Origin of the sequence: Micromonospora phytophila, assembly GCF_023656545.1 — a bacterium.
Taxonomy (GTDB): domain Bacteria; phylum Actinomycetota; class Actinomycetes; order Mycobacteriales; family Micromonosporaceae; genus Micromonospora; species Micromonospora phytophila.
The window spans coordinates 1-9,866 of the sequence record NZ_JAMOKF010000212.1 but is presented as its reverse complement, the minus strand read 5'-3'; the positions used below and the strand labels follow the sequence as shown (position 1 = coordinate 9,866).

At 73.1% G+C, this 9,866-nt stretch carries 12 protein-coding genes; 4 read left to right on the top strand and 8 right to left on the bottom strand.

Annotation, left to right across the window (positions count from 1 at the left end):
• The 7 genes from NCC78_RS21765 to NCC78_RS21735 form a co-directional block, all read right to left on the bottom strand.
• Nucleotides 1–519: hypothetical protein (locus NCC78_RS21765; RefSeq protein ID WP_250796658.1), on the bottom strand; the 519-nt coding region annotated here is incomplete at its 3' end.
• Nucleotides 520–577: 58 nt separating this feature from the next.
• Nucleotides 578–970 carry a Fur family transcriptional regulator gene (locus tag NCC78_RS21760; RefSeq protein WP_250796657.1) on the bottom strand — a complete coding sequence of 131 codons (393 nt, stop codon included), beginning with the start codon at nucleotides 968–970 and terminating at the stop codon, nucleotides 578–580.
• Nucleotides 967–1,266: an ArsR/SmtB family transcription factor gene (locus NCC78_RS21755; protein WP_250796652.1), complete on the bottom strand. Its 300-nt coding sequence runs from the start codon at nucleotides 1,264–1,266 to the stop codon at nucleotides 967–969. The genes NCC78_RS21760 and NCC78_RS21755 overlap by 4 nt, the downstream gene beginning before the upstream one ends.
• 44 nt (nucleotides 1,267–1,310) lie before the next feature.
• Nucleotides 1,311–2,177, bottom strand: a complete 867-nt coding sequence (locus tag NCC78_RS21750) for a metal ABC transporter permease (protein WP_250796651.1) — start codon at nucleotides 2,175–2,177, stop codon at nucleotides 1,311–1,313.
• A gap of 2 nt (nucleotides 2,178–2,179) precedes the next feature.
• On the bottom strand, nucleotides 2,180–2,941 hold the full coding sequence (locus NCC78_RS21745) for a metal ABC transporter ATP-binding protein (protein WP_250796650.1): 762 nt from the start codon (nucleotides 2,939–2,941) through the stop codon (nucleotides 2,180–2,182).
• Complete coding sequence (locus NCC78_RS21740) at nucleotides 2,938–3,912, bottom strand: metal ABC transporter substrate-binding protein (protein WP_250796649.1); 975 nt, start codon at nucleotides 3,910–3,912, stop codon at nucleotides 2,938–2,940. Before NCC78_RS21740 ends, NCC78_RS21745 begins: the two co-directional genes overlap by 4 nt.
• Before the next feature lie 54 nt (nucleotides 3,913–3,966).
• Nucleotides 3,967–4,224 carry a hypothetical protein gene (locus tag NCC78_RS21735; protein ID WP_250796647.1) on the bottom strand — a complete coding sequence of 86 codons (258 nt, stop codon included), beginning with the start codon at nucleotides 4,222–4,224 and terminating at the stop codon, nucleotides 3,967–3,969.
• A 27-nt stretch (nucleotides 4,225–4,251) separates the two neighbouring features.
• On the opposite strand from NCC78_RS21735, the gene NCC78_RS21730 reads away from it, so the two are divergent.
• From NCC78_RS21730 to dusB, 4 genes are all read left to right on the top strand, one after another.
• Nucleotides 4,252–4,593 carry an antibiotic biosynthesis monooxygenase family protein gene (locus tag NCC78_RS21730; protein ID WP_250796646.1) on the top strand — a complete coding sequence of 114 codons (342 nt, stop codon included), beginning with the start codon at nucleotides 4,252–4,254 and terminating at the stop codon, nucleotides 4,591–4,593.
• Nucleotides 4,594–4,719: 126 nt separating this feature from the next.
• A complete protein-coding gene (locus NCC78_RS21725) occupies nucleotides 4,720–5,193 on the top strand; it encodes an Rv0361 family membrane protein (RefSeq protein WP_250796662.1) in 474 nt (157 codons plus the stop codon).
• 113 nt (nucleotides 5,194–5,306) lie between these two features.
• On the top strand, nucleotides 5,307–6,686 hold the full coding sequence (locus NCC78_RS21720) for a glycine--tRNA ligase (RefSeq protein WP_250796645.1): 1,380 nt from the start codon (nucleotides 5,307–5,309) through the stop codon (nucleotides 6,684–6,686).
• Between the two features lie 62 nt (nucleotides 6,687–6,748).
• On the top strand, nucleotides 6,749–7,921 hold the full coding sequence (gene dusB, locus NCC78_RS21715) for a tRNA dihydrouridine synthase DusB (RefSeq protein WP_284706338.1): 1,173 nt from the start codon (nucleotides 6,749–6,751) through the stop codon (nucleotides 7,919–7,921).
• Between the two features lie 352 nt (nucleotides 7,922–8,273).
• Here dusB and NCC78_RS21710 read toward each other — a convergent pair.
• The coding region (locus NCC78_RS21710) for a beta-N-acetylhexosaminidase (RefSeq protein ID WP_250796644.1) at nucleotides 8,274–9,866 on the bottom strand (1,593 nt) is incomplete at its 5' end.

Sequence of the window (9,866 nt, the reverse complement as noted above, 5' to 3'; positions counted from 1 at the left end):
GGCCACGTCGGGCGCGACCCGGGTCAGCCGGCCCAGCGGCTGGGTGGCCAGCGCCCGCAGGGCCAGCAGGTCCCGACCGGCGGGCACGGCGGCCAGCTTCGCGGCCGAGGAGGCCCGCCGCATCCAGCGCACCCGCAGCGGCAGCCAGCCGAAGAGCACCAGGCCGAGCGGGAAGACCAGCACGGCGACGGCGAGCGCGAGGGCCAGCTGGTCGACCAGTTCCTGCTGGTCGCGGCCCGCCTCGGCCAGCGACCGGGCGGCGCCGGCGGCCCGCTCGAAGGGCGCGGTCAACTCGTCGCCGACCAGCGGCACCCGGCCGACCTTGCCGCCGGCCTCGGCCAGGTTGTCGGCGAGGCCACCGCCGGCCCCCTCCATCTTCTGTCCGGGTACGGCGAGCTTCTGCACCAGGTCGTGCAGCCACAGCGCGCCGCGGATCGCGCCGTACACCCAGGCGACGACGAGCAGGTCGGTGAGCAACTGTCGGGCGGCGGTAGGGAAACGATCGGCGTAGATCTTCACGCCGGACAGCGTGCCACGAACGGCCGCGCCGGGCACCCCGCCGGGCCGGCCGTGGTGTTCAGGCGGCGCAGGACGGGCAGGTGCCGAAGATCTCCAGGGTGTGGCTGACGTCGGCGTAGCCGTGCTGCGTCGCCACCCGCTCCGCCCAGCTCTCCACCGCCGGCCCGGCCACCTCGACCGTGCGGCCGCAGGCCCGGCAGACCAGGTGGTGGTGGTGCCCCTGGCTGCACCGGCGGTAGAGGTGCTCGCCGCCCGGCGGGCGCATCACGTCGATCTCGCCCGCGTCGGCCAGCCCCTGCAGGGTGCGGTAGACGGTGGTCAGGCCGACCCGCTCACCGCGGTCGCGCAGCATCGCGTGCAGCTCCTGAGCGCTGTGGAAGCCCGCCAGCTCGGCCAGCAGCGCGCTCACCGCCGAGCGCTGGCGGGTGTTGCGGACGGCGGCGCCGCTCACGATCCCTCCCCGGCGTGGCTTACCGCGTCGGCCACGATGTGCGCGACGTGCTCGTCGACCAGGGCGTACGCGATCTCGCGCCCCCGCCGCGAGCCGCGCACCACGCCGGCGCCGCGCAGCACCCGCAGGTGCTGGGAGACCAGGGGCTGCGCGGCGCCGAGCTTGTCGACCAGCTCGTGCACGCACCGCTCGCCCTCGGCCAGCTCGCTGACGATGGCCAGCCGGATCGGCGCGGAGAGGGCACGCAGCAGCTCACTCGCGCCGTCGAAGGCGTCGTACCCTGATCCGCCGCTCACCCCGTAACGGTAACCAATCCCACCGACAGGCCGCTGAGCAGGGATCAGTGGAGCACCACCTCGTGCGGCTCCAGGGAGGGAGCGGTGGCCGTCGCGCTGCGTCGGCGCAGCACCCGCCAGCCGGCGCCGAGGACCGCGACCACTGCGAACGAGGCGATCGCCATCAGCACGACCGAGGCGCCGGGGGCGGTGTCGGCGTTGGCGGCCACCCAGACCCCCGAGCCGGCGGCGAAGAGGCCGAGCGCCATCGCCGCCGCCATCGTGCTGCGGAACCCGCGGGTCACCTGCTGCGCGGCGGCCACCGGCACCACCATCAGCGCGCTGATCAACAGCACGCCGACGGCCCGCATCGCGATGGTCACGGTGACCGCCGTGGCGACCGCGAGCAGCAGGTTGAGCGTGCGCACCGGCAGGCCGGAGACCCGGGCGTACTCCTCGTCGTGGCAGACCGCGAAGAGCGCCGGGCGCAGCGCCAGCATGGTCACCCCGATCGCCGCCCCGAGCACCGCGATGGTCGTCAGGTCCTGCGACGAGATGGTGGTCAGCGACCCGAAGAGGTAGGCGTTGAGGTTCGCGCTGGTGCTGTCGGAGAGCCCCACCAGCATCACCCCGCCGGCGATGCCGCCGTAGAAGAGCAGGGCCAGGGCCAGGTCGCCGGAGGTGCGGCCCCGGGCCCGGACCAGCTCGATGGTGATCGCGCCGAGGGTCGCCACGATCACCGCGACGAGCACCGGGGAGCGGTTGAGCAGCAGGCCGGCGCCGACGCCGGTGAGCGCCACGTGCCCGACCCCGTCGCCGATCAGCGCCAACCGCCGCTGCACCAGGTAGATGCCGAGCGCCGGGGCGGCCAGGCCGATGACCAGCGCGCCGATCAGGGCGCGCTGCATGTAGGGGTACTGGAAGAGTTCCATGCTCAGCTGCTCCACAGCCCGGCGGGCTCGTCGGGACCGTGCGGGTGCACGTGGTCGTGGTCGGGCTCCGCGTGGTGGCCGGCGGGCTCCGGCACGGCGCCGTCGTGGCAGATCCCACCCTGGTGTACGACGACCGCCCGGCTGATCAGCGGCCGCAGCGGGCCCAGCTCGTGGGCGACCAGCAGCACCGTCCCGCCGCCGCCGACGAAGTCGTGCAGCGCCCCGGCGAACGCCTCCTGGCTGACCGCGTCGACCCCGGCGGTCGGCTCGTCGAGGACGAGCAGTTCCGGCTGGCCGGCGAGGGCCCGGGCGATCAGGGTCCGTTGCTGCTGCCCACCGGAGAGGGTGGCGACCGGGTCGCCGGCCCGGTCGGCGAGACCGACCGACTCCAGCGCCGCGGCCACGGCGGCCCGATCGGCCGCGCCGGGCGGACGCAGCACGCCGCGACGGGCGAGCCGGCCGGAGGCCACCACCTCCCGGACGGTGGCCGGCACGCCGCTGCCGGCGCCCAGGCGCTGCGGGACGTACCCGATGCGGTGCCACTGCCGGAACCGCCGCAGCGGGCGGTCGAAGAGGGTGACCGTGCCGGCGCTGAGCGGCACCAGGCCGAGCACGGCGCGGATCAGCGTGGACTTGCCGGAGCCGTTGGCGCCGAGCACCGCGACCACCTCGCCGGCGGTCACGGTCAGCGTGACGTCACGCAGCACGGGGCGGCCGTCGTAGCCGACCACCCCGTGCGTGACGGTGATGACAGGTCTTGTCACGAGCAGCTCAACGCCGTCCTCAGGGTCTGCAGGTTGGTACGCATCACCGAAAGGTAGTCCCCGCCGTTGCCGGCGGACAGCCCTTCGAGCGGGTCCAGCACGGCGGTCTTCGCACCGACCTGACCAGCGATGGTCTCGGCGACCTTCGGGCTCACCAGCGTCTCGAAGAAGATCGTGGTGGCCTTGTGCTCCCGGGCCTCCTCGATGACCTCGGCCAGGCGCTGCGGGGAGGGCTCGGTGTCCGGGCTGAGCCCGGTGATGCCGACCTGCTCCAGCTGGTAGCGCTCGGTCAGGTAGCCGAAGGCGGTGTGGCTGACCACGATCTCCCGGCGCTGGCAGGTCTTCAGCCCGGCGGCGAACTCGGCGTCGAGCTTCTCCAGCTCGGTGCGGAGCGTCTTCGCCCGCGCGGTGTAGTCGGCGGCCCGCTCCGGGTCGGCCGTGCCGAGCCGCTCGGCGAGCTTGTCACCCACCGTGGCGAGCCGGGTCGGGTCGAGCCAGATGTGCGGGTCCTTGCCGCCGGTCTCCTCGTGGCCGGGCTCCCCGGTGGTCGTGGCCTCGGCGGCGTGCTCGCCCTCGTGGTCGTGACCGGCCGCGGCGGCGTCCAGGAGCGGCTGCACGGTCGCCACGTCGAAGGCGCGGTCGGCGGCGTTCTGCTCGACCGCCTCGTCGACGGCCGGCTGGAAGCCCTTGAGGAAGACGACCAGCTCCGCCTCGGTGACCTGGCCGACCTGGCCCGGGTTGAGCTCCAGGTCGTGCGGTTCGGCCCCCGGCTTGACCAGGTTGGTCACCGAGGCGTTGTCGCCGCCGACGCGCTCGGCGAGGAACTGGAGCGGATAGAAGGCGGCGACCACGTCGACCCGCTTCGGGTCGGCGCCGGCCGCGCCCTCGTCGGAGCAGGCCGTCACCCCACCCAGGACGAGCAGGGCGGTGGTGGCGGCGGCCAGGGCGCGCGGCGCGGAGCGGATGTTCATGACATCAACTGTCCGTGACAACGAGAATGATTGTCAAAAACGCATGCTTGCATGTCAGAGCAGCTTCACCAGGCCCGCGGCGACCAGCAGGGTGAGCATCAGCAGCCGGATGATCCGGGTCTGCGGCGTCTGCACCGACCACGTGGTGACCAGCAGCCCGGCGACGGCCGCGGCGAGCAGCAGCGTCAACAGCCCGCCGACCACTCCGGGGGTGAAGAACGCGACGAGCACCAGCACCAGGGTGATCAGGAACACCGTCGTCGGGTTTGCCCGGGCCAACCGGCCCGGCATCCGGCTCTGCGTACGCTGCATCCCACAGACTCTACGAGGAGGAACCCGGTGCTGGTGACCAACCGGTTCGTGGTCGACGTCGATGTCGCGGACGACTTCACCGAGCGGGCGCACGCCGCCCTCGCCGCGCTCGCGGCCCGTCCCGGATACCTGCGGGGCCAGCTCGTCCGGGCGCTGGACGACCCGCGGCACTGGTGCCTGGTCACGGAGTGGGAGTCGGTCGGGACCTACCGGCGGGCCCTGGGCGGCTTCGACGTGAAGATCACCGCCGTGCCGCTGCTCGCCGAGTCCCTCGACGAGCCGTCCGCGTACGAGGCGCTCGCCAGCGCCGGACCGGGCGGAGAGGTCGTCGTCGCCGCCAGCGATCGGGCCGCTGGTCCTTACCGCTGAGCCCCTGGGCACTACATTGCTCTCATGAACGATCCCGGACCGGCAGCCCCACCGCCGCACCCCTCGCTGCCCGGCCAGGAGGGCGCCCGGCCGCCCGCCGTGCCGGTGTCGCCGGCGGATCCGGATGTGCCCGTCCCGCCGGCCGGCCCGGGGGTGGCTCCGCCGTTCGCGGCACCGCCCACCGAGGGGCGCAACACCCGGCTCTGGCTGGGCCTGGGCGCGGGGGCGCTCGCCCTGCTGCTCTGCTGCGGTGGCGGCGGCGCGGCGGTGGTCGGCCTCGCGGTGAGCGGGGTCCAGGCGGTCGAGGAGCAGGGCCGCACGGTCTCCACCGACTACTACCGGGCGCTGGCCGAGCGGAAGTACGGCGCCGCGTACGACCAGCTCTGCGACGACGCGCAGCGGCGCGAGTCGCGGCGGGAGTTCGAGCGGCGGGTGGCCGCCGAGCCGCAGATCGACACCTTCCGCGTTGGCGAGGTGGACACCACCACCCTCACCGTCCCGGTCGACGTCACCTTCACCGGGGGAGACCGCGACCGGCAGCAGGTGACCCTCGGGCAGGACCGGCAGACCGGGGGCATGGAGGTGTGCGGGGTCAGCTGAGGCGTCCCCGGTATTCTGCTGGGCTCGGGACCCCGCTGGTCGTACCGTTGTCCCGAGTTGTTCCTTCCATCCCATAGCGTCCCCGCCGACCGCCAGCCGGCGTAGGAGGAAACATGCCAGCCGACCGTATCGACGCGATCGTCAGTCTCGCCAAGCGCCGAGGCTTCGTCTTCCCCTCCAGCGAGATCTACGGAGGCACCCGGTCGGCGTGGGACTACGGTCCGCTCGGCGTGGAGCTCAAGGAGAACGTCCGCCGGCAGTGGTGGAAGGCCATGGTCCAGCAGCGCGACGACGTGGTCGGTCTCGACTCCGCCGTGATCCTGGCCCGCGACGTGTGGGCGGCCTCCGGCCACCTGGACGCCTTCGTCGACCCGCTGACCGAGTGCCAGTCCTGCCACAAGCGGTTCCGGGCCGACCACCTGGAGGAGGCGTACGCCGAGAAGCACGGCAAGCCGCTCGCCTCGCTGTCGGAGCTGAACTGCCCCAACTGCGGCAACAAGGGCACCTTCACCGAGCCGAAAATGTTCAACGGCCTGATGAAGACCTACCTGGGCCCGGTGGAGAGCGAGGAAGGGCTGCACTACCTGCGCCCGGAGACCGCCCAGGGCATCTTCGTCAACTACAAGAACGTGGAGACGGTCGCCCGCAAGAAGCCGCCGTTCGGCATCGCGCAGACCGGCAAGTCGTTCCGCAACGAGATCACCCCGGGCAACTTCATCTTCCGCACCCGCGAGTTCGAGCAGATGGAGATGGAGTTCTTCGTCGAGCCGGGCACCGACGAGCGGTGGCACGAGTACTGGTTGCAGGAGCGCTGGAACTGGTACCTCGACCTCGGCCTGTCGGAGAACAACCTGCGCTTCCTCGAGCACCCGAAGGAGAAGCTCTCCCACTACTCGAAGCGCACGGTCGACATCGAGTACCGCTTCCAGTTCGGCGGCACCGAGTTCGCCGAGCTGGAGGGCATCGCCAACCGCACCGACTTCGACCTCACCACGCACAGCAAGCACTCCGGCGTCGACCTGTCGTACTTCGACCAGAGCAAGGGCGAGCGCTGGATGCCGTACGTCATCGAGCCTGCTGCCGGCCTCACCCGCGCGGTGCTGGCGTTCCTGCTGGAGGCGTACGACGAGGACGAGGCGCCGAACACCAAGGGTGGTGTCGACAAGCGCACGGTGATGCGCTTCGACCCGCGGCTGGCCCCGGTCAAGGTGGCGGTGCTGCCGCTGTCGCGCAACGAGGCGCTCTCGCCGAAGGCGAAGGGCCTCGCCGCGCAGCTGCGCAAGCGCTGGGTGGTGGAGTTCGACGACTCGCAGGCGATCGGTCGGCGCTACCGCCGGCAGGACGAGATCGGTACGCCGTTCTGCGTGACCGTCGACTTCGACACCCTCGACGACGACGCGGTGACCGTGCGGAACCGGGACACCATGGCCCAGGAGCGGGTCTCCCTGGACCAGGTCGAGCGGTACCTGATCGAGCGCCTGCCGGGCTGCTGAGCTGCTGGCGGGGCTCCGGCCGGCGCGTCGTCGCGCCGGTCGGGGCCCCGTACACTTGTCCGGTGACCGCCCCGACCGCCACCGTCCCGCGCCCGCTGACCCTCGGGCGGCACGAGGTGTGGCCGCCGGTGGTGCTCGCGCCGATGGCCGGCATCACCAACGTCGGCTTCCGGCAGCTCTGTCGGGAACAGGGCGGTGGCATCTACGTCTGCGAGATGATCACCACCGTCGCGCTGGTCGAGCGGAACCCGAAGACGCTGCGCATGATCGCCTTCGGCGACGACGAGCGCCCCCGCAGCCTCCAGCTCTACGGCACCAATCCGGAGATCACCGCCGCCGCCGTGCGGATCGTGGTCGAGAAGAACCTCGCCGACCACATCGACCTCAACTTCGGCTGCCCGGTGCCGAAGGTCACCCGCAAGGGCGGCGGCTCGGCGCTGCCGTGGCGGCGCCGGCTCTTCGCCCGCCTGGTGCGGGCCGCGGTGGACGCCGCGTCACCCGCCGGGGTGCCGGTCACCGTCAAGATGCGCAAGGGCATCGACGACGACCACCTGACGTACGTCGAGGCGGGGCTCGCCGCCCAGGACGCCGGGGTGGCCGCGGTCGCCCTGCACGGGCGTACGGCGGCGCAGCGCTACTCCGGCACCGCCGACTGGGACGCCATCGCCACCCTCAAGCAGGCGCTCGACGTGCCGGTGCTCGGCAACGGCGACATCTGGGAGGCCGACGACGCGCTGCGGATGGTGGCGCACACCGGCGTCGACGGCGTGGTGGTCGGCCGGGGCTGCCTGGGTCGGCCGTGGCTCTTCGCCGACCTGGAGGCCGCGTTCGACGGCCGCCCGGAGCGCCGGCTGCCCGACCTCGGCGAGGTCGCGCAGACCATGCGCCGCCACGCGGAGCTGCTGGTCGACCAGTTCAGCGCCGGTTCGCGCACTCCCGCCCGGGGTGAGCGGGACGGCTGCACCGACTTCCGCAAGCACGTCGCCTGGTACCTCAAGGGCTTCCCCGTGGGCAGTGAGCTGCGCCGCGAGCTGGCGATGATCGAGAGCCTGGCACAGCTCGACGACCTGCTCGGCAAGCTGGACCCGGCCGAGCCGTTCCCGGTCGCCACGCTGGGCCAGCCACGCGGCCGGACCAACTCGCCCGGCAAGGTCTTCCTGCCCGAGGGTTGGCTGGCCAGTCGCGACGACGACACCGTCCCCGAGGGCGCCGAACTGGCCGACTCCGGCGGCTGATCCGCCGACCGGTGCCGGCTGCGGGGCCTCCGACGCGGTGCCCGGCTGCAGGGGCATCCTGATTACAGAAAGTCACGCGTGATGGTGACCAACCCCTCCACCTCGGCGCGCGCTTTGCTCTGCACCCATCGACGCACCGGTCACGTTGTGTGCCTGGTGCGTTCGTGGGTGCAGAGCAAAGCGTGTGAGGCGGGTGGGGGCTGGGTTGTGGGGAAGGTGAGCCGCGGCGCTGGTCAACGACTCGTGGCGGCGTCCCCGGGCTGATCGGGCCGGGCGAGAAAGCAGCAGAGCGTCACCCAGCGTGTAGCCGCTCCGTTGGCGGCCGGGTCGTTGCGGGTGTCGTCACTCACCGTCACGTGGCCGGTGTCGAGTGCGTCGAGCCGGTGCGGGGCCGGGGAACAGGACCGGGCGTGTCGCCGGCGGGCCACGGCACCTCCGGGGCGCGGTGGAAGGCGATGCCGGCCGTGGCCCAGCGTGGGCCCTGGCCGGCCAAGCGGTCGCGGAAGGCCGCCCAGTCGTGGGTGTGCCGGGGCGACCAGGCCAACTCGGCGATCGCGGGCAGCCGGGGGAAGAGCATGAACTCGATCTCCGCCCGGGAGGTGACCGACTCTGTCCACAGCGGCGCCTCCACCCCGAGCACCGCGTCGGCCGGCACGCCGGCCACGTGGGCGCCCGGGTCCCAGTCGTACGACCGTCGCACGTCGATCAGGCCGGCCCAGTCGTGCCCGATGGGGGTGTCGGGGGCGTACTTCATGTCGAGGTAGGCGTGGTTGGCGGGGGAGAGGATGAGCCGTGCGCCCCGGCGCACCGCGTCGGCGGTCACCGGGTCCTCGCCCGTGGTGCCCCACCACTGGAGCACCCGCCCCTCCGCGTGGGCGGCGGGTGCGATCTGGTGCCAGCCGACCACCGTCCGGCCGGTGCCGGCGACGATCCGCTGCACCCGCTCGACGAAGGCGGTGTACGCCTCGGCCGGCACCTTGAACGCCTCGTCCCCGCCGATGTGCAGCCACGGCCCGGGGGTGAGCGCGGCGATCTCGCCGAGCACGTCGGTGACGAAGTCGTACGTCCGCTCGCTGGCCGGGTCGACGTGGCTGAAGCCGACCTCCGTGCCGTTGTACGGCGGCGGCGCGACCCGGTCCGGGGCCAGTTCGGCGTACGCGGTCAGCGCCGCGTTGGTGTGCCCGGGCAGGTCGATCTCCGGCACCACGGTGATGTGCCGGTCGGCCGCGTACGCCACGATCCGCCGGTAGTCGGCCTGCGTGTAGTGCCCGCCAGGGCCGCCGCCCACCTCGCCGGCCCCGCCGACGGTGGCCAGCCGGGGCCAGGAGTCGACCGCGATCCGCCAGCCCTGGTCGTCGGTGAGGTGCAGGTGCAGGTGGTTGAGCTTGTACCGGGCCAGGTGGTCGATCACCCGCAGCACGTCGGCGACGCCGAAGAAGTGCCGGGCCACGTCGAGCATCGCCCCCCGGTAGGCGAACCGCGGCCGGTCGGTGATCGACCCGCCGGGCAGCGCCCAGCGTTCGGCGACCGGGGCGGTGCTCTCGATCGCCGCCGGCAGCAGTTGCCGCAGCGTCTGCACGCCGTACAGGAGCCCGGCCGCGGTGGCCGCGTCGATCCGTACCCCCTCGGACGCCACGGTGAGCCGGTAGCCCTCCGCGCCGAGGTCGCCGGCGTCGACCAGCGCCAGCGCGATGCCGCCGGCCGGTTCCGGCCGGGTCGCGTCGGTCACCGGCAGCGGATAACCGGTGGCCGGTCGGAGCAGGGCCGCGAGCTGCTCGGCGACGGCCCGCGCGGAGTCGTCGGCGCTGACCCGGATGGCGGCGTCGGCGGTGAGGACGAAGTCGGCCGTCGGATCCGGGGTGACCCGTTCGGGCGCGGGCACGACGTCGCCGAGCCGGACCGGCGCGTGCGGGGCGAGCAGGTCGCCGGCGGCCCGGGCGGCCAC

Bases quoted from the DNA above. Each gene is read 5' to 3' on its own strand.
- NCC78_RS21735 (WP_250796647.1), bottom strand. From the start codon at position 4,224: ATGCAGCGTACGCAGAGCCGGATGCCGGGCCGGTTGGCCCGGGCAAAC.
- NCC78_RS21720 (WP_250796645.1), top strand. From the start codon at position 5,307: ATGCCAGCCGACCGTATCGACGCGATCGTCAGTCTCGCCAAGCGCCGA.
- NCC78_RS21750 (WP_250796651.1), bottom strand. From the start codon at position 2,177: ATGGAACTCTTCCAGTACCCCTACATGCAGCGCGCCCTGATCGGCGCG.
- NCC78_RS21740 (WP_250796649.1), bottom strand. From the start codon at position 3,912: ATGAACATCCGCTCCGCGCCGCGCGCCCTGGCCGCCGCCACCACCGCC.